This is a genomic window from Brevundimonas sp. C43, assembly GCF_030732185.1.
Lineage (GTDB): Bacteria > Pseudomonadota > Alphaproteobacteria > Caulobacterales > Caulobacteraceae > Brevundimonas > Brevundimonas diminuta_C.
Genome location: NZ_CP132231.1, coordinates 836,444 through 862,202 on the forward strand (window position 1 = coordinate 836,444; position 25,759 = coordinate 862,202).

The 25,759-nt window shown below is 65.5% G+C and carries 32 protein-coding genes and 4 tRNA genes; 30 read left to right on the forward strand and 6 right to left on the reverse strand.

Going from position 1 to position 25,759, the window contains the following annotated elements; all coding sequences use genetic code 11:
• Positions 1–107: 107 nt before the first annotated feature.
• The 7 genes from Q9R14_RS04140 to Q9R14_RS04170 all read left to right on the forward strand — a co-directional run bounded on the left by Q9R14_RS04140 (position 108) and on the right by Q9R14_RS04170 (position 3,311).
• Positions 108–431, forward strand: a complete 324-nt coding sequence (locus tag Q9R14_RS04140) for a helix-turn-helix transcriptional regulator (RefSeq protein ID WP_306003586.1) — start codon at positions 108–110, stop codon at positions 429–431.
• Between the two features lie 139 nt (positions 432–570).
• On the forward strand, positions 571–1,266 hold the full coding sequence (locus Q9R14_RS04145) for an ImmA/IrrE family metallo-endopeptidase (RefSeq protein ID WP_306003587.1): 696 nt from the start codon (positions 571–573) through the stop codon (positions 1,264–1,266).
• A gap of 92 nt (positions 1,267–1,358) precedes the next feature.
• Positions 1,359–1,823, forward strand: a complete 465-nt coding sequence (locus tag Q9R14_RS04150) for a hypothetical protein (protein ID WP_306003588.1) — start codon at positions 1,359–1,361, stop codon at positions 1,821–1,823.
• Positions 1,813–2,211 (forward strand): hypothetical protein, encoded by a 399-nt coding sequence (locus tag Q9R14_RS04155; protein ID WP_306003589.1) that lies wholly within the window; start codon positions 1,813–1,815, stop codon positions 2,209–2,211. Before Q9R14_RS04150 ends, Q9R14_RS04155 begins: the two co-directional genes overlap by 11 nt.
• Before the next feature lie 13 nt (positions 2,212–2,224).
• Positions 2,225–2,569, forward strand: coding sequence for a hypothetical protein (locus Q9R14_RS04160; protein WP_306003590.1), 345 nt, complete (start codon positions 2,225–2,227; stop codon positions 2,567–2,569).
• A gap of 116 nt (positions 2,570–2,685) precedes the next feature.
• Entirely contained in the window at positions 2,686–2,946 is a 261-nt protein-coding gene (locus Q9R14_RS04165; protein ID WP_306003591.1) for a hypothetical protein, read from the forward strand.
• Entirely contained in the window at positions 2,946–3,311 is a 366-nt protein-coding gene (locus Q9R14_RS04170; RefSeq protein ID WP_306003592.1) for a hypothetical protein, read from the forward strand. The genes Q9R14_RS04165 and Q9R14_RS04170 overlap by 1 nt, the downstream gene beginning before the upstream one ends.
• 279 nt (positions 3,312–3,590) lie before the next feature.
• Here the strand turns inward: Q9R14_RS04170 and Q9R14_RS04175 are convergent.
• Positions 3,591–3,665: transfer RNA gene (locus Q9R14_RS04175), tRNA-Thr, on the reverse strand.
• Between the two features lie 110 nt (positions 3,666–3,775).
• Between Q9R14_RS04175 and Q9R14_RS04180 the strand changes: the two genes are divergently transcribed.
• From Q9R14_RS04180 to Q9R14_RS04245, 14 genes are all read left to right on the forward strand, one after another.
• Positions 3,776–3,973, forward strand: a complete 198-nt coding sequence (locus Q9R14_RS04180; protein WP_055754875.1) for a hypothetical protein — start codon at positions 3,776–3,778, stop codon at positions 3,971–3,973.
• Between the two features lie 102 nt (positions 3,974–4,075).
• Entirely contained in the window at positions 4,076–5,365 is a 1,290-nt protein-coding gene (gene murA / locus Q9R14_RS04185; protein WP_039247350.1) for a UDP-N-acetylglucosamine 1-carboxyvinyltransferase, read from the forward strand.
• Entirely contained in the window at positions 5,355–5,840 is a 486-nt protein-coding gene (locus tag Q9R14_RS04190) for a DUF2948 family protein (protein ID WP_066551770.1), read from the forward strand. Before murA ends, Q9R14_RS04190 begins: the two co-directional genes overlap by 11 nt.
• Positions 5,837–6,304 carry a UPF0262 family protein gene (locus Q9R14_RS04195; protein WP_306003593.1) on the forward strand — a complete coding sequence of 156 codons (468 nt, stop codon included), beginning with the start codon at positions 5,837–5,839 and terminating at the stop codon, positions 6,302–6,304. Before Q9R14_RS04190 ends, Q9R14_RS04195 begins: the two co-directional genes overlap by 4 nt.
• Before the next feature lie 103 nt (positions 6,305–6,407).
• On the forward strand, positions 6,408–6,626 hold the full coding sequence (infA, locus tag Q9R14_RS04200; RefSeq protein ID WP_008261544.1) for a translation initiation factor IF-1: 219 nt from the start codon (positions 6,408–6,410) through the stop codon (positions 6,624–6,626).
• On the forward strand, positions 6,627–7,208 hold the full coding sequence (locus Q9R14_RS04205) for a Maf family protein (RefSeq protein WP_306003594.1): 582 nt from the start codon (positions 6,627–6,629) through the stop codon (positions 7,206–7,208).
• A complete protein-coding gene (locus tag Q9R14_RS04210) occupies positions 7,205–8,239 on the forward strand; it encodes a ribonuclease E/G (RefSeq protein ID WP_306003595.1) in 1,035 nt (344 codons plus the stop codon). The genes Q9R14_RS04205 and Q9R14_RS04210 overlap by 4 nt, the downstream gene beginning before the upstream one ends.
• A gap of 3 nt (positions 8,240–8,242) precedes the next feature.
• On the forward strand, positions 8,243–8,443 hold the full coding sequence (locus Q9R14_RS04215; protein WP_137721478.1) for a DNA gyrase inhibitor YacG: 201 nt from the start codon (positions 8,243–8,245) through the stop codon (positions 8,441–8,443).
• Between the two features lie 27 nt (positions 8,444–8,470).
• Positions 8,471–8,546: transfer RNA gene (locus Q9R14_RS04220), tRNA-Phe, on the forward strand.
• Positions 8,547–9,079: 533 nt separating this feature from the next.
• Positions 9,080–9,961 carry a MotA/TolQ/ExbB proton channel family protein gene (locus Q9R14_RS04225; protein ID WP_242076232.1) on the forward strand — a complete coding sequence of 294 codons (882 nt, stop codon included), beginning with the start codon at positions 9,080–9,082 and terminating at the stop codon, positions 9,959–9,961.
• A 5-nt stretch (positions 9,962–9,966) separates the two neighbouring features.
• A complete protein-coding gene (locus tag Q9R14_RS04230) occupies positions 9,967–10,401 on the forward strand; it encodes a biopolymer transporter ExbD (protein WP_017505196.1) in 435 nt (144 codons plus the stop codon).
• A 14-nt stretch (positions 10,402–10,415) separates the two neighbouring features.
• A complete protein-coding gene (locus Q9R14_RS04235; protein WP_066622824.1) occupies positions 10,416–11,129 on the forward strand; it encodes an energy transducer TonB in 714 nt (237 codons plus the stop codon).
• A gap of 123 nt (positions 11,130–11,252) precedes the next feature.
• Positions 11,253–11,329, forward strand: a tRNA-His gene (locus tag Q9R14_RS04240).
• Positions 11,330–11,439: 110 nt separating this feature from the next.
• Positions 11,440–12,426, forward strand: coding sequence for an aldo/keto reductase (locus Q9R14_RS04245; protein ID WP_306003596.1), 987 nt, complete (start codon positions 11,440–11,442; stop codon positions 12,424–12,426).
• A gap of 74 nt (positions 12,427–12,500) precedes the next feature.
• On the opposite strand, the gene Q9R14_RS04250 is transcribed toward Q9R14_RS04245, so the two are convergent.
• Both Q9R14_RS04250 and ligA read right to left on the reverse strand, forming a co-directional pair.
• Positions 12,501–12,923 (reverse strand): DUF2147 domain-containing protein, encoded by a 423-nt coding sequence (locus Q9R14_RS04250; protein WP_306003597.1) that lies wholly within the window; start codon positions 12,921–12,923, stop codon positions 12,501–12,503.
• A gap of 122 nt (positions 12,924–13,045) precedes the next feature.
• Positions 13,046–15,379, reverse strand: coding sequence for an NAD-dependent DNA ligase LigA (gene ligA / locus Q9R14_RS04255; RefSeq protein ID WP_306003598.1), 2,334 nt, complete (start codon positions 15,377–15,379; stop codon positions 13,046–13,048).
• Between the two features lie 120 nt (positions 15,380–15,499).
• Between ligA and Q9R14_RS04260 the strand changes: the two genes are divergently transcribed.
• The 3 genes from Q9R14_RS04260 to Q9R14_RS04270 all read left to right on the forward strand — a co-directional run bounded on the left by Q9R14_RS04260 (position 15,500) and on the right by Q9R14_RS04270 (position 17,692).
• The gene (locus Q9R14_RS04260) at positions 15,500–16,456 is read left to right on the forward strand and encodes a M28 family peptidase (protein WP_306003599.1); all 957 of its coding nucleotides are present in this window, start codon (positions 15,500–15,502) and stop codon (positions 16,454–16,456) included.
• A complete protein-coding gene (locus tag Q9R14_RS04265; protein ID WP_242076237.1) occupies positions 16,453–16,950 on the forward strand; it encodes a hypothetical protein in 498 nt (165 codons plus the stop codon). The genes Q9R14_RS04260 and Q9R14_RS04265 overlap by 4 nt, the downstream gene beginning before the upstream one ends.
• 79 nt (positions 16,951–17,029) lie before the next feature.
• Positions 17,030–17,692 carry a sugar transferase gene (locus Q9R14_RS04270; protein WP_306003600.1) on the forward strand — a complete coding sequence of 221 codons (663 nt, stop codon included), beginning with the start codon at positions 17,030–17,032 and terminating at the stop codon, positions 17,690–17,692.
• Here Q9R14_RS04270 and rpiA read toward each other — a convergent pair.
• On the reverse strand, positions 17,689–18,372 hold the full coding sequence (rpiA, locus tag Q9R14_RS04275) for a ribose-5-phosphate isomerase RpiA (RefSeq protein ID WP_306003601.1): 684 nt from the start codon (positions 18,370–18,372) through the stop codon (positions 17,689–17,691). The genes Q9R14_RS04270 and rpiA overlap by 4 nt on opposite strands.
• Positions 18,369–19,721 (reverse strand): bifunctional UDP-N-acetylglucosamine diphosphorylase/glucosamine-1-phosphate N-acetyltransferase GlmU, encoded by a 1,353-nt coding sequence (gene glmU, locus Q9R14_RS04280; protein WP_306003602.1) that lies wholly within the window; start codon positions 19,719–19,721, stop codon positions 18,369–18,371. Before glmU ends, rpiA begins: the two co-directional genes overlap by 4 nt.
• 58 nt (positions 19,722–19,779) lie before the next feature.
• Between glmU and Q9R14_RS04285 the strand changes: the two genes are divergently transcribed.
• The 3 genes from Q9R14_RS04285 to Q9R14_RS04295 all read left to right on the forward strand — a co-directional run bounded on the left by Q9R14_RS04285 (position 19,780) and on the right by Q9R14_RS04295 (position 22,020).
• Positions 19,780–20,499 (forward strand): HAD-IA family hydrolase, encoded by a 720-nt coding sequence (locus Q9R14_RS04285; RefSeq protein ID WP_371929760.1) that lies wholly within the window; start codon positions 19,780–19,782, stop codon positions 20,497–20,499.
• 100 nt (positions 20,500–20,599) lie between these two features.
• Positions 20,600–21,889, forward strand: a complete 1,290-nt coding sequence (locus tag Q9R14_RS04290; protein WP_306003604.1) for a dicarboxylate/amino acid:cation symporter — start codon at positions 20,600–20,602, stop codon at positions 21,887–21,889.
• 56 nt (positions 21,890–21,945) lie between these two features.
• Positions 21,946–22,020 (forward strand) — tRNA-Val (locus Q9R14_RS04295).
• 13 nt (positions 22,021–22,033) lie between these two features.
• Here Q9R14_RS04295 and Q9R14_RS04300 read toward each other — a convergent pair.
• A complete protein-coding gene (locus tag Q9R14_RS04300) occupies positions 22,034–22,972 on the reverse strand; it encodes an ROK family protein (RefSeq protein WP_306003605.1) in 939 nt (312 codons plus the stop codon).
• A gap of 244 nt (positions 22,973–23,216) precedes the next feature.
• On the opposite strand from Q9R14_RS04300, the gene Q9R14_RS04305 reads away from it, so the two are divergent.
• From Q9R14_RS04305 to Q9R14_RS04315, 3 genes are all read left to right on the forward strand, one after another.
• A complete protein-coding gene (locus Q9R14_RS04305; protein WP_165116349.1) occupies positions 23,217–23,357 on the forward strand; it encodes a hypothetical protein in 141 nt (46 codons plus the stop codon).
• 66 nt (positions 23,358–23,423) lie between these two features.
• Positions 23,424–24,794: a class II 3-deoxy-7-phosphoheptulonate synthase gene (locus tag Q9R14_RS04310; protein ID WP_306003606.1), complete on the forward strand. Its 1,371-nt coding sequence runs from the start codon at positions 23,424–23,426 to the stop codon at positions 24,792–24,794.
• Positions 24,795–24,884: 90 nt separating this feature from the next.
• Entirely contained in the window at positions 24,885–25,460 is a 576-nt protein-coding gene (locus tag Q9R14_RS04315) for a prephenate dehydratase domain-containing protein (protein WP_306003607.1), read from the forward strand.
• The last annotated feature ends 299 nt before the right edge of the window (positions 25,461–25,759 follow it).

Consider the following 25,759-nt stretch of genomic DNA (forward strand, 5'->3'; position numbering starts at 1 on the left):
CGGCAGAGTTCGGTACTGCCATATCTGATGTATGGGAACACCGAGTTCGGTTGTCAAGCACAAGAGATCAGGTTATCGCCGAACTCGAAACGGAAGCAGGAGAGCCCATGCCGTCGAAGCTAGGCATCAAAATCAATGAACTCCGTCGCCAGAAGGGGCTCACTCTGGAGCAGCTGGCCCAGGCGACGGACAGCTCCAAGAGCTACATGTGGGAAATAGAAAACAAGGAGGTGGCCCGGCCGTCTGCCGAAAAACTGGAGCGCATCGCCGCCGTTCTCGGCGTCACAGCTGGCTTCTTGATTGACGCATCACAGACTCAGCCCAGCCAGACCGACAAGGATGCGGCGTTTTTTCGGAAGTTCGAAAAGGCCGATGAAGAAGTGAAGGAAAAACTCAAGCGCATATTGGACGTGCTTGAAGATGAGGGATGACCCAACCAGTCCGGCTGCTTGGGCGAACTTTCTGGTCCGAGCTTGGGGACCCCAATTCCCTGTAGACGTCAGGCAGATCGCCCTCGAGTACTCAAAGACGAAGTTCGAAGACCCGGTGCGCGCCATAAAGGAGGCCGATGTGCCGACCTTCGAGGGCGCATTGTTGCCGATGCCAAAGGGGGGCTGGGCGATCCTCTACAATCCGTCGATAACTTCGCCGGGGCGGACAAACTTCACCCTCGGGCACGAGTTGGGACATTACCTGTGCCACCGCAGGCAGCGTCCGGAAGGTATCGAATGCGGGGTTCGCGACGTAGTCGGTGGGAGCCGCAGCATCGAGCAAGAGGCGGATCGCTTCGCTTCCTACCTCCTCATGCCGCTGGACGACTTCCGGACGCAGGTGCGTGGCCAGACTATGGATGCCGACCTCCTCCGCCACTGCGGTGATCGTTACGAGGTCTCCCTCACCGCCGCCGCCCTCAAGTGGCTGGAGGCGACGGACGAGTGCGCCGCCTTGGTCGTGGCGACCAACGGCTTCATCAAGTGGTTCAAGCGCAGCGCCGCCGCCGAGAAGGCGAGGCTGTTCTTCCCGCCGGGCACCGAGCTGCACCCGAGCTCAGTCGCGGCGAGCGGCGATCAGGCCAGCGCCTCGACGGGCGTCAACCTGCCAGCGGGGGTCTGGGCCGACCGCGCCGTCCGCGAGGTGGCCATCTTCGCGGACAAGTACGAGATGACAATCTCGCTACTCGTCTTTGAGAAGAGGGACTTCTCTCCGAGCGGCTGGGACGCCGACGACGAGGGCGACGTCCTCGACCGGTTCCGCTCCCGGGGATAGCTCAAGCCTTAGCCGTCGGGTTCTGACCGGTCGGCGGCTAATCTATGTGGATGGCCCGCCACCCCCTCAGCGCTGAACGCAAGGCCGCCTTCGTGGCCGAGTTGGCCCGCCACGGCATCGCCATGCGCGCGGCACGCTCGGCTTCACCGCACTCGACCTCCGGCGCCCTGTCGACCTTTCAGGATGAGCGCCAGCGCGATCCCGACTTTGCAGCAGCGTGGGACGACGCCGTCGAGGCCGCCCGCGCCGACGTCGAACATGAGATCTACAGGCGTTCGACTGAGGGTTATGAGGAGCCGGTCTACGGCGGAAAATACCGTGAGACGGTCGTCGGGACCGTCCGCAAATACAGCGACCGCCTCCTAGAGCTCCGGGCGCGAGCCCTACTGCCGGCTTACCGGGACGCTGCCGCCCTCAACGTAAACAAGCGCGTCACCCACGATGTCGAGCCTGGTCTGCTGGGGAACGCCGTCGCCTCGGTGGCGACCCGGCTGGCACAGTCGTTCCGGCCCGAGCCACTCAGAGTGATCGAGGGGAGGGTCTCGGATGACGCCTGACGCCGCCCTCGACCGCGTCGCCTTCCTCGTCGGGCTCCGCCTCATGGGTCCCGATGCGCGCCGTCGCCTCCGCCTCGCTCTGGTCCGGAGTCCTGACTTCGTCGGGCAGCCCGGCTTCGATGTTGCAGCACTCGACCGGCTGGATGCCCTCATCGACGGCCGCCGTCCGCCGGAGACGAGTCAGGATCATGTTGATCTGGCTCGTGCAGAACAAGAGCGACTGAAGGCTCCCTTCGACGAGGCCTTCTGGTTGGGCCGTGTCTCGGACCTGATCGGCGCGGGCTTCGGTGCTCAGGAGGCCGCCCAACTCGTCCAGACGGTGCGGGCGCAAGTGGACGTCAGGCCCGAACCCATCAGTCAGGAATACCACCATGCTTATCAGCCTTAAGCGCAAGCGCATCATGTCCGAGCGGCGCGAGGCCGTCGGCCAGCGTCACGCTGCCGCCCGCGATCTCGTCGCCGCCCTGAGGGAAGCGGAGGCCGCAGTCGAGGCGCTGAAATCGGCAAACGACCGCTTCTATCGATCCGACGTTCAGGCGGAACAAGCGGGTCTCAGCAGTCTCCGCCGGTCGCGCGAACGGATGTTCGCTTTTCTCACCGCCGGTGAGCTCATCGCCGAGGCCCCCATCCTGAGCCGCATTCTCGGTCTGCGCGTCAGCGTGGCGCGGCCCATGCCCCTTATCGAATGGGTCGACCACACATCAAATCTTGATCTCGGCGACGCCGGGGGAGGAGCCCAAGCATGAACCCAATGAAGCGTCACCGCGTCAGAAACCTCTCGCTGTCTGAGATCAGCAGCGTGGACCTACCCGCCCAACTCGGCGCCCGCGCCGTCCTCATCAAGTCAGCAGGAGAAGCCCCCATGACCGACACCGAAATCCGCAAGAACGCCGCAGCCGTGGCCTCGGGTGCCCAGCCCACCTACTCGGCCAGCACCTTCGAGGACTCCATGCTGCGCCGCGCTGACGAGCTCGCCCTCCGACAGAACGTCACGCCGGAGCAGGCCTTGGCGAAGAACCTGTCCAGTGACCGCGAACTCATGGACCTGGCCCACGCCGCCGAGGTCGCCCGTTGCGCCGCCTACGGAGTCGAGGTCCGCAAGCGTCAGAGCGAGCGAGCCTGATGGGGCAGGGCGCGCTCACGGCCGATGACATCGTCGAGGGCTATGAGGCCCTCTTCGATCCGCTTATGCGGGCGGCCCACAGGGCCTGCTTCGAGCGCGCCAACCTGACACGACCCGAGCGTTGGCCCACGGTGTCTGACTGTCTGGCCTTCGCAAAACTGTATGGAGTCGATGCCGCCGAGCTCGCCGCCTTCTTTGGGCATCTGTGCTGGCGAGAACGTGGTCGGACAGTCTGGGTGGACGCTCTTAGAGGCGACGTGCCGACGTGGTTAGCGCGCCAGCGTTCGACGCGGGGGCAAGCAATCGCCTTCGGCTTCCAGCGTGCGTTCGCCGAGACCGTCCGCTCAGAAAGGCGGCTCCACTGATGCCTAGGGGTGCCTGGTATGGCGGAGACCGACAGTTCAATGACCCGGACGGGCTACCTCGCCCGGTGAAGCGGCGTCCGTGCCTCTGCTGCGCGAAGCAGTTTGATTCCGAGGGCCCGGGCAATCGGCTCTGCGCGCCCTGTCGGATCAAAGTGTCGGACGTGAGCCCATTCGCAATCTGATTTTCGGCAGTTACCCGCTAGATTACCCGGGGCCGGAAAGTAGAAAGGCCGCTCCCGAAGGAGCGGCCTTTTTATTCCATCAGTTCATCTCGTTAGATGGTGCCGCCGGGGGGAATCGAACCCACGACCTCAGCCTTACCAAGGATGCGCTCTACCACTGAGCTACGGCGGCCCCGACTGAGGAAGCGGCCGTATAGCCAAACCCTTCCGGGGAGGGAAGCGGCTTTTTGACGATCTGAAAGAAAGTTTGGACATGGCCCGTGATCACGGCATCATCGCGCCATGACTCGCACGCCGCATGACGCCGATACGCCCTCCGCCGCCGCGCAGGCGACGCCGATCGTCGAATCGGGCCCCGAATTTGAAAAGGCGCGGGCGAAGGCGGAAAAGGCCATGCGGCTGGCCTCGGCGCTCCGGGCCAATCTGCGCCGGCGCAAGGCGCCGGCGCGCACGCCGGCCGCGCCACGCGACAGCAACTGAAAGTCATCGGCTCGCGATCACGCAGCCCTTTGGCAAGCGCCCGCCGGCTTGCTAGAGAACCTTCCCCCCGAGGCGTTGGCATCGGGCGCGCTTAAGGACGTCATGGACAGCATCGCCATTCAGGGCGGCGCCCAGCTTTTCGGGGACATTCCCGTCAGCGGCGCCAAGAACTCCGCCATCAAGCTGATGGCCGCCTCGATCCTGACGGATCAGCCCTTGCTGCTGACCAATATGCCGCGCCTGGCCGACACCCGGTTCCTGGGTCAGTTGCTGCGCCAGTTCGGCATCGAAGTGACCGAGCGGGACGGGGCGGACGGGCAGGAGAGCCTGTTCCATGCCAAGGACCTCACCTCGACCTTCGCCCCCTATGATCTGGTGCGCCAGATGCGGGCCTCGTTCAATGTGCTGGGGCCTTTGCTGGCGCGCACCGGCGAGGCCAAGGTCTCCCTGCCGGGCGGCTGCACCATCGGCGCGCGTCCGGTCGATCTGCACCTGCAGGCGCTGACGGCGCTGGGCGCCGAGATCGAGCTGGACGAAGGCTATGTCACCGCCCGCGCGCCCAAGGGCCTGAAGGGCGCCGAGATCGAGTTCCCCTTCGTTTCAGTCGGCGCCACCGAACACGCGCTTCTGGCCGCCGTGCTGGCTGAGGGCACGACCGTCCTGCGTCGTGCGGCGCGCGAACCCGAGATCGGCGATCTGGCCCACTGTCTGACGGCCATGGGCGCCAGGATCGAGGGAATCGACACCGACGTCCTGACCATCACAGGCGTCTCGTCACTGAACGGGACGACCTGGTCGGTGATTCCCGACCGAATCGAGATGGGCTCCTATGCCGTCGCCGCCGCCATGGCGGGCGGCGAAGTGCGCCTGACCAAGGCGCGGGCCGAATTGATTGGTTCGCTGACCGACAAGATGGTCGAGGCGGGCGTCGAGGTCTCGCCGACCGCCGACGGCGTGCTTATCAAGCGCGACCCGAAGCAGCGACTGAAGGCCGTGGATGTCGAGACGGCCATCTATCCGGGCTTCGCCACCGATCTTCAGGCCCAGTTCATGGCGCTGATGACGACGGCGGAGGGCGTCAGCACGGTTCGCGAGACGATCTTCGAAAACCGCTTCATGCATGTGCCGGAGTTGGCGCGACTGGGCGCCGACATTTCGGTTCATGCCGGCGAGGCGCACGTCACCGGCGTCGAGGTTCTGCACGGCGCCCAGGTAATGGCGACGGATCTCCGGGCCTCGATGTGCCTGGTCATCGCGGGCCTCGTCGCCGAGGGCGAAACGACGGTCGGACGCGTCTATCATCTGGATCGCGGTTTTGAGCGTTTGGAAGAAAAGCTCGGCGCGTGCGGAGCCGACATCCGCCGCATAAAGGGAACAGGTGATGAGCACTGAGATCGACGGCGTCATCCCCGAAGCCAAGGCGCCGGTCGAACCGCTGCGTCTGCTGGCCGAGGACGCCGACGATCTTCAGATCATCTCCGCCGCGCTTCAGGACGCGATCCTGCGCCCCGTCGACATCGTCTGGGAAAAGGCGGCCCGAACCCTGACCATCGCCTTCAGCCGTTTCTGCTGGGAGTGCGGCGGGACGCGGGTGATGTGCGCCATGCAGTTCGGCGACGTGTTGGCGGTCAAGAGCCGCCGCCTGTCGCGCAGCCCGGACGCTTCTCTCGAACTGCTCGCGCTCGACTTCATTCCAACCGAGGACCTGAGCGGGCGCGTCATCCTGATGTTCGCCGGCGGCGGTGATCTGCGAATCGACGTGGAATGTCTGGACGCCGTGGTCACGGACATTTCCGACCGCTGGCCCGCACGGATCGCGCCGACCCATCTGGACACGCCCGAACTGGACGAAGGGACTGCGGCATGAGAGCCGATCATAAGCTGGCCTCGGTCGAACTGGACGCCGCGACCCTGCCGGCGGCGACGGCTGAGATCGAGCACGAGCGCCGCGTCGCCATCTTTGATCTGGTCGAGAAGAACAGCTTCGAGCCCGTCGGCGCCGAGGGCGGACCCTACAGGCTGAAGCTGTCGCTTCAGGACAATCGTCTGGTGTTCGACATCGACGGCGAAAACTTCACGCGCACCTACGCCATCAGCCTGACGCCGCTGAAGGGTGTGATTAAAGACTATCTGATGATCTGCGACAGCTACTACGAGGCTCTGCGCGGATCCTCGGCCAGCCAGATCGAATCGGTCGACATGGGTCGGCGCGGCCTTCACAACGAAGGCGCCGAACAGCTGAAGACGCGACTGGACGGCAAGATCGTTGTCGATCACGAGACGTCGCGGCGCCTGTTTACATTGCTCTGCGCCCTCTACCGTCGCGGCTGACCTCGACTATCTCTGTGTTTTCGGGCATTAGGCCCGTCCATTCCGCCCCTCGCGCCCGCCCGGCGTGGGGTCGAACGCATATTCAACGGGCGTGAGAGGCCGCATGGCTAAGGAAGAACTGCTCGAGTTTCCCGGCACCGTCAGCGAACTGCTGCCGAACGCCACCTTCCGCGTGACGCTCGAGAACGACCACGAGATCATCGCTCACACCGCCGGCAAGATGCGCAAGAACCGCATCCGCGTCCTGGCCGGCGACAAGGTGCTGGTCGAAATGACCCCCTACGACCTGACCAAGGGTCGCATCACCTATCGCTTCAAGTAAGTGGCTGCGGGTCGCCCCGAACTGGTGCTGGCTTCGGCCAGCCCGCGCCGCATCGAACTGCTGGCGCAGGTCGGGATCACGCCCGACCATATCGATCCCGCCGACATCGACGAGACGCCTCTGAAGGGCGAGACCCCGCCGCGTCTGGCCGAACGGCTCGCCACCTCGAAGGCGCAGGTCGTCGCAGAGCGCCGCCCCGACGCGGTCGTCATCGCCGCCGATACGGTTGTCGCTGTCGGACGTCGTTTTCTGGAGAAGGCGGCGGACGAGGCCGAGGCGGCACGCTTTCTGAAACTGCTGTCCGGCCGCAATCACCGCGTCTTCACCGGCGTGGCCGTGTGGCGCGACGGAAAACTATCGTCGCGCGTCAACGAAACCCGCGTGACCTTCAAACCCTTGTCGGACCACGAGATCGCCGCCTACGTCGCCACGGGCGACTGGCGCGGCAAGGCCGGGGGTTATGGCATCCAGGGCCCGGCGGCCGCCTTCATCCAGCGAATCGTCGGCAGCCATCCGTCCGTGATGGGCCTGCCCGTCTATGAGGCCGTCCAGCTCTTGCACGGCGTCGGCTGGCGTTCATGAGCGGCGCAGTCGAGGTCTTCCTCGACGAGACGCCTGGCGAGACGCGTGGCGCGATCATGCGTGACGGTCGCTGTACTCATCTTCTGATCCACCGCGAGGATGATGCGGCGCAGACCCGGCTCGGCGCCCGCTCGGTGGGGCGTGTCATCGAGGTGAACCCCTGCTTGCGCGGAGCCTTCGTCGATATCGCCGCACCGGCCGCCGCCTTTCTGCCCTTCCCGAAAAACGATCTGCTCACGCAAGGCCAGCGGCTGGAAGTCGTCGTCATCGCCGAACCTCGTGCCGGGAAAGGGGCGGTGGTTCGTCGTCTGGGGGTGGGGGAGGGGACGCCTCGCCTGATTCAGCCCGCACCCAGCATCGCCGAACAGTTGCGCGATCTCGCGCCCGGCGCGGAATCAGTCACCGGCATCGCCGCCATCGACGCCGTGGTCGAGGCGGAGGAAGAGGCTCTGGCTCAATCGATCGTTTTCGCCTCGCACGGAATCGATCTCGCCATCGAACGCACCCGCGCCCTGGTGGCTGTGGACATCGACTTCGCCTCCGCGCCCGGTCGTGATCCGAACCAGGCAAGGGCGGCTGCGAATCGCGAGGGGTTGAAGCAGGCGGCGCGGCTGATCGGCCTGCGGAACTGGGGTGGTTTAGTCGTCATCGACCTGGTCGGGGACGGTCAGGACGCCGAGGCGCAGTCCAAGGTCGCGCGGGCCGCGTTCACCCAAGAACCTCAGGCCGTCTTCGGACCCGTCAGTCGATTCGGCCTGTTGCAGATGTCGCTTCCCTGGCGTCGCACGCCGATCGAGGAGATTCTGCTCGACGCCGGAGGGCGCCCCTCGGTTCAGACGCGGGCCATATCTGTCGTGCGCGCTTTGCGACGGCAGCTGCTGGCGGATACCTTGTCGCCACGCATCATCGCGCGCTGCGCGCCGGACGAAGCCCTGATCGCTCATCCGCTGGCGGCTCGTCTGGGACCGCGAGCATTGATCCAGGCCGATGCCGCGATCCCGCCAGGGCGCGGACGAATAGAAGAGGGTTGAGCCGTGGCTTCCTGTCCCATCTGCCGCAAGGCCGACGCCGATCCCAAGTACAAGCCCTTCTGCTCACGCCGCTGTTCCGACGTCGATCTTCAGCGCTGGTTCACCGGCGCCTATGCCATTCCGGTCGCCCTGGACGAGGGTGCGCAAGATGATGACGAAAAGGACGGATTGGGCGCTGGACAGGCGGAAAAGCCTCCCCTATAGACCCGCCTCTCGCGACGCCGCGTCGGCGCCTGGATAGCTCAGCTGGTAGAGCAGCGGATTGAAAATCCGCGTGTCGGTGGTTCGAACCCGCCTCCAGGCACCATCTTTTCCCACACCGTGAAAACCGATTGTTTTGAGCGCATGATCCTGCGCTGCGGCCTTTGCGCCGCCCTTGGGTTTAAGCCGGCTTGCAGCGATCAGCCCTACAATTTGCCATATAGGGAAATGATCGCGCTCAGGATGGCCGTTTTGAACAAACTTGCTTCATCTGACGTCTGATCATCATCAAAATGTCGCGTGGCTGCACTCTAATGCGTCGGTTGATGGAACTTTTCTCCATGTCTCTCGACGGGTTAAAAGCCCCTCTCGTCCCTTGACGCTCCGGTAAGGGTTCGTCAAAGGGTTGAGGCGCCTTCGCAAGAAGACGTTAATGCGGATCGCCGGAGACGTGTCTCCGAAGGTTCGACCAGCGGAGACGAGGCGGGCGACCGGTTCGATCTCCACCGAAGATTTCAGCGGGCTCTGATCCTCGAAAGGACGGGCGCGTTGAAGGAAACATTTCAGGTTGGGGGGCGGTCGCTGACTATGGCCGCACCTTTGGTTCCACGAGTCAGACCAAGCAGGAACTGGCGAATTATGCTGAACAGCAAAAAGACGAATATCCTTCTCGCCATGGCCGGCGCCGCCGCGCTGATGGCGAGCTCGCCGGTCCTGGCCCAGGCCCCGGCCGAGCCCACCCCGGCCGCCTCGACTGCGGCTCCCGCAGCCGCCGCTCCGGCTGCCGGCGAAGCTGATCCCGCAACGGTGAACGACGCCGTCGGCGGCGGTCACGGCGACATCACCCCGATCTCCATGTTCATGGAAGCCACGGTCGTCGTTAAGGTCGTCATGGCCGGCCTGCTGCTGGCCTCGATCCTGTCGTGGACCCTGCTGCTCATCAAGCTGTTCGAGTTCGGCGCTCTGAACCGCAAGACCGACAACTTCCTCGAGAACTTCCGCGGCGCCCGCACCATCGCTGACATGCGCGCTGTCTCGACTCAGGAAGAGTTCGACGGCAACCCGCTGGCCGACATGGCCGCCGCCGCCACCGAGGAAATCGAACTGTCGCGTCAATCGGGTCTGTCGGTCACCGGCGATCACCTGGACTCGGCCCTGGGTCGCGCGCAATCGGCTGTCGCCGCCGTGCAATCCGGTCTGGCCCTGCGCCTGTCGGGCGGCCAGCAGTTTCTGGCGTCGGTCGGCTCGATCGGTCCGTTCGTCGGTCTGTTCGGCACCGTCTACGGCATCATGAACTCCTTCATCGGTATCGCCCAGTCGAACACGACCAACCTGGCCGTCGTGGCTCCCGGTATCGCTGAGGCTCTGCTGGCCACCGGTATCGGTCTGTTCGCCGCTATCCCGGCCGTTGTGTTCTACAACTACTTCAACACCCGCATCGCTGCTTACGGCACGCGCGCCGACGGCTTCGCCGCTGAGCTGCTGAACGGCATCTCGCGTCAGCTCGACAAGGGGGCGTAAGACGGATGGCCGCCAAGATTAAATCGGGCGGCGCTGGCAACCTGCCTCAGGCCAACAGTGATATCAACGTTACGCCGTTCGTTGATATCATGCTGGTTCTGCTCATCATCTTCATGGTGGCGGCTCCGCTAGCCTCCGTGTCGGTTCCTGTTGAGTTGCCAATCGCCGTCGCCAAGGCGGCCCCGAACCCGCCCAAGCCGGTCTATATTTCGATCCAGAATGACGGCGACGTCTATGTGGGCGATTTCCGGACCGACGTCGGAGCCCTGGGTGAAGATCTGAAAAAACAGATCGGATCCCGGAACCCGGCTGATGAGCGGATCTTCATTCGGGGCGACCAGAACACCCGTTACGGCGACTTTATGCAGGTCATGAATGCGCTGCAGGATAACGGCTTCTATAGCGTTGCGCTGGTCGGCGAAGACCAGGCGACGAGTTAGGATGCGGAGATAGTATGACAGACGTCGAATATCATCGCAGTCGCTACGACGTACCCAAGAAGAAGGGTTTCATGGGGGTGTCCTACCCCGTGCTGATCGTCTGCCTGATGGTGGTCAGCATCTTGTTTGCGTTGCTGATCTTCTTTGTTCAGCAGTCCAAGTTCAAGCTGAAGGAGTTCAACTACGTCGACGAGTCCGTCGAGGTCGAGTTGGTCGAGCCGGTTCCGCCGCCTCCGCCGCCTCCGCCCCCGCCGCCTCCGCCGACGGATACGCCTCCGCCGCCGAAGCTTCAGGTGCGCGTGCCGGCTCCGGTCCCGAACATCGTTCCCCCTCCGCCGGTCAACATCACGCCGACGAAGAAGGAAGATCGGGTTGAATACACGGGTCCGCCCGTCAATATTCCTGGACCGCCGCCTCCGCCCGCACCCCCGGCTCCGGCTCGCCCGTCGACCATCACAAACGTCTCGTGGTCACGGCAACCTCGTCCCGAGTTCCCGGCTCGCGCCCAAGAGCGTGGTATCGAGGAGGGAACGGTCGTGTTGCTCTGCTCGGTTCAGGCCAATGGTTCGGCGACGAACTGCAGCGTAGTTTCCGAGACGCCTTCGGGTGCCGGGTTCGGCCGCGAAGCCCTTTCCTCCATGCGTTCCGCGCGCTTTGCGCCTGGCACGGTGGATGGAGTCGCTCAGGGTGGACAAGCGCGTTTTACGGTGCGCTTCCGCCTTCAGTAGGGCCTACTTTGCACTAAGCAGAACGCCCCGGCATCCACCGGGGCGTTTTTGTTTGCCCAGGTCGAACTCTACGCTTGATTGGTTGGTTGGCCCTCGGTAGAGAACGCGCCTCGCGATGCGCGGGCCGCCTTAGCTCAGTTGGTTAGAGCGCCGGTTTGTGGAACCGGAGGTCCTCAGTTCAAGCCTGAGAGGCGGTACCATCGCAAAGCGCGGCCGGGCTTGCAGCCCGCCGTCGCCGCGACCATCTCCTGATCGTCGGCCGTCCTATCTGTTTTTAGGCCGATCCCCACATCGACAGGAGAAGGCCCCCATGAAGACGCGCAAGCTGGGTGCGAACGGCACCGAGGTTTCGGCCATTGGCCTGGGCTGCATGGGCATGAGCGCCTTCTACGGCGGCGCCGACGAGGCCCAGTCCATTTCCGTCATTCATCGCGCGCTCGATCTGGGCATCACCCTGTTCGACACCGCAGAGATGTACGGTCCTCACACCAACGAGGTGCTGGTCGGCAAGGCGCTGAAGGACCGGCGCGACCAGGCGTTCATCGCCACCAAATTCGGCATCAACTACAATGCCGACCGCACCAGGCTGATGACCGACGGCAGCCCGGCCAATGTGCGGCGCGCCATCGAGGGCAGCCTGCAACGCTTGGGCGTCGATCACGTCGATCTCTACTATCTGCACCGCGTCGATCCGGACACGCCGATCGAGGACACGGTCGGTGCGATGGCGGAACTGGTCAAGGAGGGCAAGGTCCGCTTCCTGGGTCTGTCCGAGGCCGCGCCCGACACCCTGCGCAAGGCGCATGCGACCCATCCGATCACGGCGCTGCAGACGGAATACTCGCTGTGGAGCCGCGAGCCGGAGGACGAACTGTTCGCAGTCGTGCGCGAACTGGGCATCGGCTTCGTGCCCTACAGCCCGCTGGGCCGCGGCTTCCTGTCGGGCGACATCACCTCGATCGATGACCTGGACGCAGACGACTTCCGCCGCACCAATCCGCGCTTCATGGGCGAGAACTTCCAGAAGAACCTGGATCTGGTTGAGGCCGTGAAGGCCATTGCGTCGGATAAGGGCATAACCGCCGCTCAACTGGCGCTGGCCTGGGTGCTGGCGCAAGGCGAGGATCTGATCCCGATCCCCGGCACACGTCGGATCGCGACTCTTGAGCAGAATGTGGCGGCCGTGGACGTCGTTCTGACGCCTGACGACCTCGCCCAGATCGAGGCCGTCTTCCCCAAGGGCGCAGCGACAGGGCATCGCTACGCCGAGGCGGCGCGGGCGGCGCTGAACCGTTAATCTAAGGCAGACATGGAAAAAGGCCCGGTCGGATCGCTCCGACCGGGCCTTTCGTATGTGGGGCGTCCCTGATCCTACTGGATGCGGGTCCAGGTCTGGGTTTTGCAGAGCGGAGTCACGATGCAGCCGCGCAGACGCAGGCTGTTGTCGTTCGTCATGATAATGGTGCCGCGATAGGTGCCGCCGTCGGCCGGGTTATAGACCGAGCCGTTGCGCCATTCCGTCGGACCGCCGGTGAAGCCCGTCAGCATCGGCAGATTGCGCAGGGTGCGGTTCCGCAGCGAGGCGTCGCGATTGTTGGCGTCGCGCGCATTGGCGTCGCGGCGAATGTGGTCCGAGGTCACCAACGTGCCGCACAGCGCTTGGCCGCAGCGCGCGATCCGCACCTGACCGCCATTGGTCGGCGTCTGCCACAGGCCGGTCGGGTCGCCCGCCAGGGCGGGAGAGGCGAGGGCGCCCGCCAGGGTCGCCGCGGCCAGCATGATCTTGATCTTCATAGTCGTTCCCTTTCGTCGGGTCGGTCGCACCGCCCGTTGAAGCGGACGTTGATCGCGGTTTCGGTTGAAAACAAGGCCAAAACCCCGGCGATCACCAACGAAAACCGACCCTTAGGTCAACTTCAACCGCCGATCAGCGCCAGCCATTCGTCCTCGGTCAGCACTTGGACGCTATGCTTCTCGGCGTCCTTGAGCTTAGAGCCGGCGCCGGGGCCGGCGACGAGGTAGTCGGTCTTTTTCGACACCGAACCCGACACCTTGGCGCCCAGGCTTTCAGCGCGGGCCTTGGCCTCGTCGCGGGTGAAGCGCTCCAGGGCGCCGGTGAAGACGACGGTCTTGCCCGCGACCGCCGTGTCGGACTTGGGGCGTTCGGCGTCGAGGATCTGGGTCAGTTCGGCTTCCAAAGCTTCTACGACGTTTAGATTGTGCGGCTCGTGGAAGAAGTGGGCCAGGGCCTCCGCCGCGACGGGGCCGACGCCGGTGACGCCGGCGATCTGATTCATGATTTCGGACGGGCCGTCCTCGCGCGCGACTCGGGCCAGTTCGACCAGGCCGGACCAGTCGTGAACCATCGTCGCCAACGACCGGCGGGCGGGGGTGGCCATACCCGGAAAGGCCTGGCTGATCTTCATGTCCATCGTCGCCTCGGGCCAGGGATCGGCGGCGGGGGGCGCGGCCTCGGCCATCAGGGTCAGGACGCGGGGCGATATGGCGTGGGCGGCGGCCAGGGCGGTCCAGGCGTCGGACGGCACACCCGAAGCGGCTTGGAGGCAGGCGGCCTTCAGTGCGGGCCAGGTCTCGAAGGCGCGGGCCAGGACAATGGACGTCTGCTCGCCGATGTCGCGGATTCCCAGACCGAACAGAAACCGGTCCAGCGAAATGACGCGACGGGCGTCGATGCCGGCGACCAGGTTGCGGATGCTGGTCTCGCCATAACCGTCGTCTCGCTCCAGTTCCTTCAGCCGCGCCTCGTCGCGCGCCAGGCGGAAGATGTCGGCGGGCTCCTTGATCCAGCCCCGCGCATGGAAGGCGACCAGCTGCTTTTCGCCCAATCCCTCGATGTCAAAGGCGCGACGGCCGACGAAATGCTTCAGCCGTTCGACGATCTGGGCGTCGCAGATCAGGCCGCCGGTGCAGCGGCGCTTGACCTCGTCGCCCTCGCGCACGGCTTCCGAGCCGCAGACGGGGCAGTGTTCAGGGAAGATATAAGGCACGGCGTCGGCGGGACGTAACTCCGGGACCACGCCCAGGATCTGGGGGATGACGTCGCCGGCGCGTTGCAGGCGGACGGTGTCGCCGATACGGACATTCAGACGCTCGATCTCGTCTTCATTGTGCAGGGTGGCGTTGCGCACCACCACGCCACCGACGGTGACGGGATGCAGCCGGGCGACGGGGGTCAGGGAGCCGGTTCGGCCGACCTGGATGTCGATGCCCTCCAGCACAGTGGTGGCCTGCTGGGCCGGAAATTTGTGAGCGATGGCCCACCGGGGGCTGCGGGCGACGAAGCCCAGCCGGCGTTGCCAGTCGATGCGATCCACCTTGTAGACCACGCCGTCGATGTCGTAGCCCAGGGTCGCGCGGTCGCGTTCCAGTTCGCGATAGGCGGCGATCAGGCCCTCGGCCCCCTCGACCCGGCGCGAGCGGGCGTTGACGGGAAACCCCCAGGCCTTGAGCTTTTGCAGAGCGTCCCACTGGGTCTCGGCGAAGTCGCTGGAGTGTTCGCCCCAGGCGTAGGCGAAGAAGTTCAGCGGACGTTTGGCGGTGATCCGGGCGTCCTTCTGGCGCAGGGAGCCGGCGGCGAAGTTGCGAGGGTTGGCGTAGGTGCGGCGGCCTTCGGCCTCGGCGGCCGCGTTAAAGGCGGCGAAGGCGTCGTTTGGCGCATAGACTTCGCCACGCACCTCGATCCGGTCGGGCCAGTCGTCGCCGGCCAAAGTCTGTTGCACATCGGCGATGGTGTTCAGATTGGCGGTGACGTCCTCGCCCGCGCGGCCATCACCCCGCGTGGCGCCGATCATCAGCTTGCCGTCGACATACAGGAGATTGGCGGACAGGCCGTCGATCTTGGGCTCTGCGACAAAGGCGATCGGTTCGTCGGCGGGCAGTTTCAGGAAGCGGGCGATCCGGGCGACGAAGTCGCGCACCTCGCCCTCGTCGAAGGCGTTGTCCAGCGACAGCATGGGCACGCCGTGGCGCACCTCGGCGAACTGGGTTGAGGCGGCGGCTCCAACCTTGTTCGACGGCGAGTCGGGGCGGACCAGATCAGGGAAGGCGGTTTCGATCGCCAGGTTGCGCGCACGCAAGGCGTCGTATTCGGCGTCGGAAATCTCGGGCGTCGCCTCGTTGTACAGCGCGTCGTGACGGGCCATTTCAGCGGCCAGCCAAGCCAGGGCCTCGGCGGCCGTCTCGGCGGTGAGATCTTCGACGGGGACTTCGAGAGGAATCGCGTTGGCCATGGCCGTCGTCATATCATCTGACGCGCCGCTCGTGCATCGCGCAAAGCCGATGATGACAGAACCGTAGGCTGACGCGCCGTCCGCTCTTCGCTAGGTTCGCGCGTCCTTATCGGAGCCTGTATGACTCGTTCGACCCTCTGCCTCTTCGTCGCTGGCGCCGCCCTGATCGTCAGCGGTTGCACCGCCGTTCCCCCGGCAGCGCCGAATGCGCCGAGCGCCGTCGCGCCGGTTTCCAGCCAACTGCTGGAGGACGTTCGCATCCTGTCCGCCGACGACATGCAGGGCCGCGACACCGGCTCGGAAGGCGGCGAGCGGGCGCGCGCCTACATCGTCTCGCGATTGGAAGCTTTGGGCGTTCTGCCGCCGCCGTTCGGGCGTTTGCAGCGGTTCCAGACGCCGGGCCGTACGCGCGAGGGCGTGAAGACCTTCAGCGGCGTCAACATCGTCGGCCTGATCCCCGGAACGCGCGTCGCCGACCGCTATATCGTGGTGACGGCCCACTACGACCATGTCGGCGTCAATGACGGTCAGATCTTCCATGGCGCCGACGACAACGCCTCGGGCGTAGCGACGATGCTGGAACTGGCGGCGCGGCTCAAGGCCCAACCGCCGGAACACAGCGTGCTGATCGTTGCGCTGGACGGCGAGGAGCGGGGGCTGTTGGGCGCTCGCGAGTTCGTCAAGGCGCCTCCGGTGCCCCTGTCGTCACTGAGCCTCAACCTGAACTTCGACATGACGGCGCGGGCGGAAACGGACGGCCATCTGTGGGTCACCGGGACCTACCAGCACCCCAATCTGCGCCCCGTGCTGGAAGCCGTGGCGCCGAACGGGGCCGTGTCCTTCGCCTTCGGCAAGGACACCCCGCAGGATACGGGTGAGAACAACTGGGTCGACGCTTCCGATCATGGCGCCTTCCACGAGGCGGGCGTGCCCTTCCTGTACATGGGCGTCGACTATCACCCCGACTATCATCGACCGAGCGACACCTTCGACCGGATCACGCCGTCGATCTTCACCAGCGCGACCGAGATCGCCATCGCCGGGTTCCGCGCCTTGGACCGGGCGCTTGATCGATGAAGTCTTCATGGGGGGTCGTTGCGGTCGCGGGCTTGTTGAGCCTGGCGGCATGCGAGCGGCGCGACGCTGCGACACCGACGTCGACGCCTGAAGCGACGTTCCAGCATCGTCTGAGCAATGATATCTCGGGCGACTATCGCCCGACAGGTGACGAATCCATTCAGCCCGTCGCATCGCTGTTCATCGGGCAGGATGAGGCCTTCGCCGCCTGGGAAGGTGGCTCTCGCGCTTCGCCGCCGCTGATCCTGTCGCTGACCGGGCCGCAGGGCGAGGCAAGGGTTCTGCCGGACGTCTATGTCGTCACCGACGATCGGATCCAAATGCGCGGCTCCGCGCCCGGCATGGGCCCGGTGGAGTTGTCGGCGCGGATTGATCAGGGCGCATTGGCGACAGCGCGGCGCAATCTCGGAGATCAGACGCCTGTCGTCACCGGGACGGTTTCGGTCAACGGTCGTCGCACGCCGTTCACACTAAGCTGGTGGGGCGGCGACTGATCTGAGCAATCTGTGCTGACGACGCGCCAACATTGCCAATCTCGCAATCCCAGGTCATGGTGACGCTTGGGGGCGCTGAATGTCGACATCGGAATTGGCCGGCTGCGATGTGACGTCGACACGCGGCGTCGGTGCGTCTCGGCGCCGTGTTCGTCTCGACTCGACCCGCGCCATGGATGTCGTCTTCGCCCTGACAGGTCTGCTGCTGACCTGGCCGCTCTTCGTTGTCATCGCTCTGGGCGTCAGGGCGCAGGACGGCGGTTTCGCGATCTTTCGTCAGCAGCGGATCGGGCGCGACGGCCGACTATTCGACTGTCTCAAGTTTCGCTCCATGAGGATGGAGGCTGAGCAAGCCTTGCCGTCAACCTCTGATCCGGAATGGCAGGCGATGCGAAAGCTGACACACGATCCGCGCGTCACGTCGTTGGGCCGCCTGTTGCGACGGTTCAGCCTGGATGAACTGCCGCAGCTGATCAATGTGTTGAGAGGCGAGATGTCGTTGGTCGGCCCCCGACCGATCGTGATCGACGAGGCGACGCGATACGGGCGGCGACTGGCCGACTACTGCGCGGTCCGCCCGGGCCTGACGGGGCTGTGGCAGGTCTCGGGGCGCAACGCTGTGCCCTATCCACGCCGGGTTGCGATGGATGTCTGGCTGGTCAGAAACCGGAGCATCGGCGTCTATCTGGCGATCCTGGCGCGCACGGTTCCTGCGGTGCTGAGCCGCCGGGGCGTGTCCTAGGGAAGACGCTCCTCAAAGCCGTCGTCCGTGCCGATGATGGCGAGGTCCGCCAGGTCCAGGAACAGCCCGTGCTCCACCACGCCGGTGATCAGTTTCAGATCGTCGGCCAAGCGCACCGGATCGTGGATCGCCTTGCAGCCCGCGTCATAGATCAGATTGCCGCCGTCGGTGCGGACCAGGCCGCGATCCGCCTGGCGCACGCGCGCCGGCTGGTTGATGTCGTGGTCGATCAGGACATCGGCGATGCGGTTGGCCGTCGTCTTGTGACCAAAGGCGACGACCTCGATCGGTAGGGGGAAGGTTCCCAGCACAGGCACCACCTTGGCCGCGTCGGCGATGACGATGCAGCGGGCCGAGGCCTCCCACACCAGCTTCTCGCGCAGCAGGGCCGCGCCGCCGCCCTTGATCAGCGCCAGGCCCGGCCCGATCTCGTCGGCGCCGTCCACGGTCAGGTCAATGCGCGGCGTGTCCTCCAGCGTCGACAACGTCAGCCCAAGTTCACGCGCGAGATCTGCAGTCTTCTCCGAGGTCGGCACGCAGCGCAGGTCGGGCAGGTTGCGCGCCGCCAGCGCCTTGACGAACCAGGCGGCCGTCGAGCCCGTGCCCAGGCCGACGATCATGCCCGCCTCGACGTGGGCGGCGGCGGCCTGGCCGGCGTTCTTCTTCTGGAGGTCGCTCATTTGGATTTCGCAGCCTTCTTCGCCTTGGCTTCGACACGGAAAGCCGCGGCCGCTTCGGGTTTGACAGTCTGGCGCGCGCGGCCGAAAGCCATGGCCTCGGCGGGCACGTCCTCGGTGATGACAGAGCCTGAAGCGATCAGGGCGCCGTCGCCGATGACGACAGGCGCCACCAGGCTGGAGTTCGATCCGACGAAGGCGCCGGCGCCGACCTGGGTCTGCGCCTTGTTGAAGCCGTCGTAGTTGCAGAAGATGGTCCCTGCGCCGACGTTGGCGCCCGCGCCGACCGACCCGTCGCCCAGATAGGCCAGGTGATTGGCCTTGGCGCCTTCCGCCATCTTCACGTTCTTGACCTCGACGAAGTTGCCGACCTTGACCCCGGTCGCCAGGTCCGCGCCGGAACGCAGGCGCGCGTAAGGACCGACTTCGGCCCCGGCCGCGACCCGCGCCCCCTCGACATGGCTGAAGCTGCGAATGCGCGCGCCGCCCTCGATGACCGCACCAGGGCCGAAGACGACGAAGGGTTCGACGACAGTCCCGCCGCCGATCCGGGTGTCCCAGGCGAAATGAACGGTGTCGGGCGCCGCCATCGTCACGCCGGCCGCCAGGAAGGTGTCGCGCTGCACGCTCTGGAACAGGGCTTCGGCCTGAGCCAGTTCGGCCTGGGAGTTGACGCCCATCACCGCGTCCTCTGCGGCGAACACGGCGCGGGTCGGGTGGCCGCCCTTCCGCGCCAGAGCGACGACATCCGTCAGATAGTATTCGCCCTTGGCGTTTTCGTTCTTCACCTCGGCCAGGAGCGAGAAGAGCAGGGCCGCAGGCGCGGCCATGACGCCGGAGTTGCAGGCGGTGATGGCGAGAACGTCTGGCGACGCCTCCTTGGCCTCGGTGATGGCGGTCAGGGTGTCGCCTTCGACGATCAGACGGCCATAGGCGCCCGGATCGCGCGCCTCGAACCCGATGACGGTCACGCCGTCGGCATTGAACACAGGCTCGATGTCGGCGGCTTTCAGCAGGGGCACGTCGCCATAGGTGACGACCACCTCGCCGTCGAAGCCGGCCAGCGCCTGTTCGGCGGCGCGCACCGCGTGGCCGGTGCCGAGCGGCGGGTCCTGGACCGCAATGGCGGCCTCGCCCAGCCGTTTGACCACATGGGCCCGGACCTCCGGCGAGTGATTTCCGACCACGACGACGATGCGCTGGCAGCCCAGGCCTTCCGCCGCATCGATGGCGTGGTCCAGCATGGCGCGGTGGGCGACGGGGTGCAGCACCTTGGGCAGCGGCGACTTCATCCGCGTACCCTGGCCGGCGGCGAGAATGATGGCGGCGCGGGCGCGCGTCTGGCTGGTCATGAATCGTCTCGCAGTCTAGTCGTCCTGCGATCTAGCCCATCATGCGGGCCAGCGGGAGATGTGGATGAGCGATCGCGACCTGGAAGGCTGGACCATCGCCTTCGACCTGGATGGCACGCTGGTCGATTCCGCCCCGGACCTGATCGGCACGCTGAACCGGATGCTGGTCGAGGAGGGGTTGCCGCCCGTGCCGATGGAGTCCGCCTCGACCCTGATCGGATCGGGCGCGCGGGCGCTGCTGGTGCACGGCTTCGAAGCCGCCGGCGCGCCGGTCGAGCGGGCCAAGTCCGACGAATTGTTCGAGCGGTTCCTGGTCGATTACGCCGCCCACATCGCCGACGGCTCGCAGCCCTTCGAGGGCGTGGTCGAGACGCTGGAGCGGCTCAGCCAGCGGGGCGCAATCCTGGTCGTGGCCACCAACAAGCGTTCGGACCTGTCGGAGCTGCTGTTGGGCAAGCTGGACCTGACCCGATATTTCGCCGCGATCGTCGGCCCGGATCGGGTCAGCGCGCGCAAGCCCTCGGGCGCCCATCTGAAGGAGGCCGTCGCCATCGCGGGCGGCGATCCCGAACGGGCCATCATGGTGGGGGACGCCGCGCCGGACGCGGATGCCGCCAGAGACGCCGGCATGCCCTGCATTCTGACGACCTTCGGCTTTACCCCGACGCCCGTCGAAGACCAGGGCGGGGATGTGCTGATCGATGCCTTCGAGGACGTCGAAGAGGCGATCGACGGCATCCTTTCTGACTTCTACGTGCGGCGGGCGCTGAAATTCTGAAGCCGGCCGACAGGAAATCTGTCGGCTGAATGATCGCTGCTGCGGTTGCGGATCGGCATGGCGATGGACAGATTGGCGCACCCCTGTTGAAAGTGCCGTCATGCTCGCTCGCTTTTTCAAGATCCCGCTGTGGCAGCGGACCGCCGCCGGCTTCATCCTCGGCATCATCGCCGGGCTGATCCTGCGCGAGCGGGCCGAGACCTGGCTTCAGCCGATCGGCGACGTCTATCTGAACCTGATCCGCATGGTGGTGGCGCCGCTGGTGCTGTTCACCATCGCCAGTTCCATCGCCAAGCTGGGGGAAGGGGCGGGGGCCGTGCGGCTGGGGGTGCGGACCATCCTTTGGTTCGCCATCACGTCGCTGCTTGCTGTGCTGGTCGGTTTCGCCTTCGGTCACATCATCAATCCGGGCGTCGGCCTGTCCAACCTGCCGCTGGGCGAGGTTAAAGAGCGCGTAATCCCGACGCCGTTGGAAGTCTTGATCGGCGTCGTGCCGACCAATCCGTTCGCCGCCCTGGCCGAAGGCAAGGTGTTGCAGATCATCTTCTTCTCGGCCCTGGTCGGCATGGCCCTGGTGGCGCTGGGCGACCGGGCGCAGGGCGTTCGGCGTCTGGTGGATGAGGGTGCGGCCATCATCTTCCGCATCACCCGCTGGGTGATCCAACTGACGCCTATCGGCGTGTTCGGCCTGATCGGATCGGTCGTCGGCGGTTACGGCTGGGAGGCGCTGCTGCCTCTGGTGAAGTTCATCCTGGCCATCTACGCCGCCTGCCTGTTCCACATCCTGATCGTCTATTCGGGCCTGCTGAAGGTGCATGGCCTGAAGGTGACCAGCTTCTTCCGCGGCGCCTTCGCGGCCCAGCAGACCGCATTTGCGACCTCATCCTCGCTGGGGACGTTGCCGATCACTCTTCGCCAGACGGTCGAACGGCTGGGCGTGCCCCAGGCCTACGCCGCCTTCGCCGTGCCCCTGGGGGCCAATGTGAAGATGGACGGGTGCGGGGCCATCTATCCGGCCATCGCCTCGATCTTCATCGCCCAGTATTTCAAGATCGATCTGACGCTGACCCAGTACATTCTGATCGGCCTGACGGCGGTGCTCGGCTCTCTGGGGACGGCCGGCGTGCCGGGGACCAGCATCGTCATGCTGACCCTGACCCTGTCGACCGCCGGCCTGCCGCTGGAAGGCATCGGCTATATCGTCGCCATCGACCGGATCATCGACATGATGCGCACCGCGACCAACGTCACCGGACAGATGCTGGTGCCGGTGCTGGTGGCCAAGGAAGAGGGCATCCTCAACCAGGACATCTACAACGGTCACGTCGCCTGGCTGCCGGGCGACCCGGAAGCCGATACGCCCGAAGGCGTTCGCGCCGCCGGAATCTGAAACAGGCGCTTGCGCGGGGACGGCGACCGGGCTATGTCGCCGCCTCCGCAAGGCAAGGACGCGTAGCTCAGCGGGAGAGCACCTCGTTCACACCGAGGGGGTCACAGGTTCAATCCCTGTCGCGTCCACCATCTCCACTTCAATCTAATCCCGGCCTTGCGTGCCCCAGTCCTTTGGCCACGCGCCCGTGACGGAACGGTAGGCGAGGGCCAATGCGCCGATCAGGCCGGCGGACACGCCCGCGCTCGGCGCCGCGATGTAGGTCTTCATATCCAGACCCCGCAGGCTGGCGTCGTAGCCGCCGAGCTGTCGCACCAGAGCCTGTCTGACCAGATCGTACATGTGCGGCTGCATCACGCCGCCGCCGATGATGATTCGCTCTGGCCGCAGCGTGTAGGTCAGGTTGGTGCACAGACCGGCGATATACTCCGCCGCCATCGGCCAGGCCGTATGATCGTCAGAAAACGTCTCGGCGGCCGCGCCCCAGCGCGCCTTCAGCGCCGGCCCGCTCGCCAGGCCTTCCAGGCAGTCACCATGGAAGGGACAGACGCCCGAGAACGTCTCGTCGCCCTTGGCGCGGGGCAGCCGGATATGACCGGCTTCGGGATGGTTCGCCCCGCCATGCGGCGCGCCGTCGATCATCACCCCGACCCCCACGCCCGTGCCGACCGTGACGTAGCAGAAGCTCTCCAGCCCTTGGCCGCTGCCGAACAGGCGTTCGCCGACGGCCGCGCCGTTCACATCGGTGTCCAGCGTCATTGGCACATCGAGGCGGCGGCGCAGACGGGCCAACAGGTTGACGTCGCTCCAGCCGGGCTTGGGCGTTGTGGTGATGGCGCCGAAATCCGGCGCGTCGGGCTTCAACGACAGGGGGCCGAAACTGACGATCGCCAGAGCAGAAAGCTGGCCGTGCCTCGACTGAGCGTCGACGAAGAAGGCCGTGACCGCATCCAGCGTCTCGTCGGGCGAGGTCGTCGGGATACGGATCTGGTCGATGATCACGCCGTCGGCGGCGGCGACGCCGCAAACAAACTTGGTGCCGCCGGCTTCGACACCGCCGAGGAGGATGGATTCGGTCGACATGGGCGCCTGCCTTTCGGGTGCGACGAAGGTTCGCGGGACTGAACATCGAATAGGGCCGAGCGTTTAGAGCCCATGACCCTTCTAGCCCGCCTGTTCATCGCCTTCGACGCCGCCGCCAAGATTTTGACGCGCAAGGAAAGACTACTGTGAGCCGCTATTGCAGGGTTGCTGGATTTGGCGATTGCGTCCGGCTCCCTGCATCGCCACCTTCACCGCCAGAACACGAGATGAGACGAGGACGCCGATGGCTCGCAAACCCAACTATAGCTTCGAGCGCCAGGAACGCGAGCGCGCCGCAGCGCTGAAGGCGGCCGAAAAGGCGGCGGCGAAGGCTGAACGCAAGGCTGAAGCTGCGGCGGAAAAGTCGCCTTCTTCGGAAGACTGACATTTCGCGGCAAAATCCGCCTGGCTTTTCGTTGTTTGAATAGGCGCGAAGTCCTATTCTTGCGCGATGACACGCTGGACCCCCGAAAGCTGGAGAACCAAGACCGCCCTGCATATGCCGGCGGACTATCCGGATCCAACCGCCCTCGCGCGGGTGGAAGACGAGCTGCGCGCCTTGCCGCCGCTGGTCTTCGCCGGCGAAGCGCGGCGCCTGACGTCGAAGCTGGCGCAGGTTGAGCGGGGTGACGCCTTCCTGCTTCAGGGCGGCGACTGCGCCGAGAGCTTCAAGGAGTTCTCGACCGACAATATCCGCGACACCTTCCGCCTGATCCTTCAGATGGCGGTCGTCCTGACCTTCGCCGGACGTAAGCCGGTGGTGAAGGTGGGGCGGATCGCGGGACAGTTCGCCAAGCCTCGCTCGTCGCCGCTGGAGGAGATCGACGGCGTCGAACTGCCCAGCTATCGCGGCGACATCATCAACGGCATGGGCTTCACGCCGGAGGAGCGTGCGCCCGATCCGCAGCGTCTGATCCGCGCCTATAACCAGTCGGCCTCGACGCTGAACCTGCTGCGCGCCTTCGCCGGCGGCGGCTATGCCGACCTGTACAACATCCATCGCTGGACCCTGGGGTTCGCGGGCGACAACGCCGCCGGCGCCCAGTACCGCGAGCTGGCCGACAAGATCACCGAGGCCCTGGCCTTCATGGAGGCGGTCGGCGTTACGCCAGAGACCCACCCTGATCTGAGCCGGGTCGAGGTCTTCACCAGCCACGAGGCCCTGCTGCTGAACGTCGAAAGCGCCCTGACGCGTCTGGATGGCGGTTCGGGCGAATGGTTCGACACCTCGGCCCACATGCTGTGGATCGGCGAGCGTACCCGTCAGCTGGACGGCGCCCACGTCGAGTTCATGAAGGGGATTAAGAACCCCATCGGCGTGAAGTGCGGGCCGACCATGACCGCCGACGACCTGCTGCCGCTGATCGACGCCTTGAACCCGGACAATGTCTCGGGTCGTCTGACGCTGATCGGACGCTTCGGTCACGATAAGGTGGGCGAGCGCCTGCCCAAGCTGATGCGCGAAGTGAAGGCCTCGGGCCGCAAGGTCATCTGGTCCATCGACCCGATGCACGGCAATACGCTGAAGGCCGGCAACGGCTACAAGACCCGGCCGTTCGACCGTATCCTGGGCGAAGTCCGGACCTTCATCGATGTGGCCGAGGCGGAAGGCGTCCACCCCGGCGGCGTCCATCTGGAAATGACCGGCCAGAACGTCACCGAATGCATCGGCGGCGCCCAGGCAGTGACGGAGGACGATCTGTCCAACCGCTATCACACCCACTGCGACCCGCGCCTGAACGCCGACCAGGCGCTGGAACTGGCCTTCCTGGTCGCGGAGCGGCTGAAGGCCGGACGGGTGGCGCAGTCGGCGGCGGCCTAGCCGTCGTCAGCGCCCCAAATGCGGGCCGATCCGGTCATGGTGACGCCACCGAGGCAGCGCCAGATCGATCTGAGACCGAGGGAGTGATCGATGCAAGTAGCGGCTCCAACTGAGGAAAAGCCCGGCCGGGTCGCCTATCAGGGCGCGCCCGGATCGTTCAGCCATGAGGCTTGTCTGGCCCTGCGTCCGTGGGACGAGGCTGTGGCGTTCGAAACCTTCGCCCAGGCCCTGGATGCGCTGCGCGCCGGCGACTGCGGTTGCGCCCTGATCCCTGTCGAGAACTCGACCATCGGCGTGGTCGAGCCGGCGGCGACGCTGGTCGGTGCGCTTAGCGTGGAGCCGGTCGCTCAGGTCTGGCGGCCGATCCGTCATGCGCTGATGGCGATCGACGGCGCGCGTCTGTCCGATATCCGAACGGTGGAAAGCCACCCGATCGCCTTGGCTCAGTGCAAGGACACGCTGGCTGGTTTGAATGTCGAGGTTGTCGAGCATTTCGATACCGCAGGCGCGGCGCGCGACGTCGCTGAAGCGGGTGATCCGACACGGGCGGCCATCGCCCCGGTCGGCGCCGCCGAGGTGTACGGCCTGTCGATCCTGCGCAACGACTTGCAGGATTCCGGCGATAATCAGACGCGTTTTGTCCTGTTGAGCTTCCCTGAGGGTTGACGGCGCACGGTCTTTGCGTCCTTAAGACATCCACGGGTCGCAACACGATCCGCATAACCCGGAACCGGACCATGTCCCGCCTGCGCGCTCTTTCTGTTTCTTTCGGCCGTTCGCGCGCGGTTTCCGGCCTCTATTTCGGCTACGGCTTTTACGGCTTTCGATACGCCGGCTGAGGCGTCGGGCGCACTCCGTCCCTGACCGTCTCACCGGCGACCGCTCTGGATCAGAGCGGCTGTTCGCTCCTGCACATATCGAATCTCAGAATGCCGAAAGCCCTTTTCCATGCCCCATTCCAATCT

What these genes read in the sequence shown, in the direction of transcription:
- Q9R14_RS04140 (WP_306003586.1), top strand. Translation starts at nt 108, where the DNA reads ATGCCGTCGAAGCTAGGCATCAAAATCAATGAACTCCGTCGCCAGAAG.
- Q9R14_RS04155 (WP_306003589.1), top strand. Translation starts at nt 1,813, where the DNA reads ATGACGCCTGACGCCGCCCTCGACCGCGTCGCCTTCCTCGTCGGGCTC.
- Q9R14_RS04160 (WP_306003590.1), top strand. Translation starts at nt 2,225, where the DNA reads ATGTCCGAGCGGCGCGAGGCCGTCGGCCAGCGTCACGCTGCCGCCCGC.
- Q9R14_RS04165 (WP_306003591.1), top strand. Translation starts at nt 2,686, where the DNA reads ATGACCGACACCGAAATCCGCAAGAACGCCGCAGCCGTGGCCTCGGGT.
- Q9R14_RS04170 (WP_306003592.1), top strand. Translation starts at nt 2,946, where the DNA reads ATGGGGCAGGGCGCGCTCACGGCCGATGACATCGTCGAGGGCTATGAG.
- Q9R14_RS04180 (WP_055754875.1), top strand. Translation starts at nt 3,776, where the DNA reads ATGACTCGCACGCCGCATGACGCCGATACGCCCTCCGCCGCCGCGCAG.
- murA (WP_039247350.1), top strand. Translation starts at nt 4,076, where the DNA reads ATGGACAGCATCGCCATTCAGGGCGGCGCCCAGCTTTTCGGGGACATT.
- Q9R14_RS04190 (WP_066551770.1), top strand. Translation starts at nt 5,355, where the DNA reads ATGAGCACTGAGATCGACGGCGTCATCCCCGAAGCCAAGGCGCCGGTC.
- Q9R14_RS04195 (WP_306003593.1), top strand. Translation starts at nt 5,837, where the DNA reads ATGAGAGCCGATCATAAGCTGGCCTCGGTCGAACTGGACGCCGCGACC.
- infA (WP_008261544.1), top strand. Translation starts at nt 6,408, where the DNA reads ATGGCTAAGGAAGAACTGCTCGAGTTTCCCGGCACCGTCAGCGAACTG.
- Q9R14_RS04210 (WP_306003595.1), top strand. Translation starts at nt 7,205, where the DNA reads ATGAGCGGCGCAGTCGAGGTCTTCCTCGACGAGACGCCTGGCGAGACG.
- Q9R14_RS04225 (WP_242076232.1), top strand. Translation starts at nt 9,080, where the DNA reads ATGCTGAACAGCAAAAAGACGAATATCCTTCTCGCCATGGCCGGCGCC.
- Q9R14_RS04230 (WP_017505196.1), top strand. Translation starts at nt 9,967, where the DNA reads ATGGCCGCCAAGATTAAATCGGGCGGCGCTGGCAACCTGCCTCAGGCC.
- Q9R14_RS04235 (WP_066622824.1), top strand. Translation starts at nt 10,416, where the DNA reads ATGACAGACGTCGAATATCATCGCAGTCGCTACGACGTACCCAAGAAG.
- Q9R14_RS04245 (WP_306003596.1), top strand. Translation starts at nt 11,440, where the DNA reads ATGAAGACGCGCAAGCTGGGTGCGAACGGCACCGAGGTTTCGGCCATT.
- Q9R14_RS04250 (WP_306003597.1), bottom strand. Translation starts at nt 12,923, where the DNA reads ATGAAGATCAAGATCATGCTGGCCGCGGCGACCCTGGCGGGCGCCCTC.
- ligA (WP_306003598.1), bottom strand. Translation starts at nt 15,379, where the DNA reads ATGGCCAACGCGATTCCTCTCGAAGTCCCCGTCGAAGATCTCACCGCC.
- Q9R14_RS04260 (WP_306003599.1), top strand. Translation starts at nt 15,500, where the DNA reads ATGACTCGTTCGACCCTCTGCCTCTTCGTCGCTGGCGCCGCCCTGATC.
- Q9R14_RS04265 (WP_242076237.1), top strand. Translation starts at nt 16,453, where the DNA reads ATGAAGTCTTCATGGGGGGTCGTTGCGGTCGCGGGCTTGTTGAGCCTG.
- Q9R14_RS04270 (WP_306003600.1), top strand. Translation starts at nt 17,030, where the DNA reads ATGTCGACATCGGAATTGGCCGGCTGCGATGTGACGTCGACACGCGGC.
- rpiA (WP_306003601.1), bottom strand. Translation starts at nt 18,372, where the DNA reads ATGAGCGACCTCCAGAAGAAGAACGCCGGCCAGGCCGCCGCCGCCCAC.
- glmU (WP_306003602.1), bottom strand. Translation starts at nt 19,721, where the DNA reads ATGACCAGCCAGACGCGCGCCCGCGCCGCCATCATTCTCGCCGCCGGC.
- Q9R14_RS04285 (WP_371929760.1), top strand. Translation starts at nt 19,780, where the DNA reads ATGTGGATGAGCGATCGCGACCTGGAAGGCTGGACCATCGCCTTCGAC.
- Q9R14_RS04290 (WP_306003604.1), top strand. Translation starts at nt 20,600, where the DNA reads ATGCTCGCTCGCTTTTTCAAGATCCCGCTGTGGCAGCGGACCGCCGCC.
- Q9R14_RS04300 (WP_306003605.1), bottom strand. Translation starts at nt 22,972, where the DNA reads ATGTCGACCGAATCCATCCTCCTCGGCGGTGTCGAAGCCGGCGGCACC.
- Q9R14_RS04305 (WP_165116349.1), top strand. Translation starts at nt 23,217, where the DNA reads ATGGCTCGCAAACCCAACTATAGCTTCGAGCGCCAGGAACGCGAGCGC.
- Q9R14_RS04310 (WP_306003606.1), top strand. Translation starts at nt 23,424, where the DNA reads ATGACACGCTGGACCCCCGAAAGCTGGAGAACCAAGACCGCCCTGCAT.
- Q9R14_RS04315 (WP_306003607.1), top strand. Translation starts at nt 24,885, where the DNA reads ATGCAAGTAGCGGCTCCAACTGAGGAAAAGCCCGGCCGGGTCGCCTAT.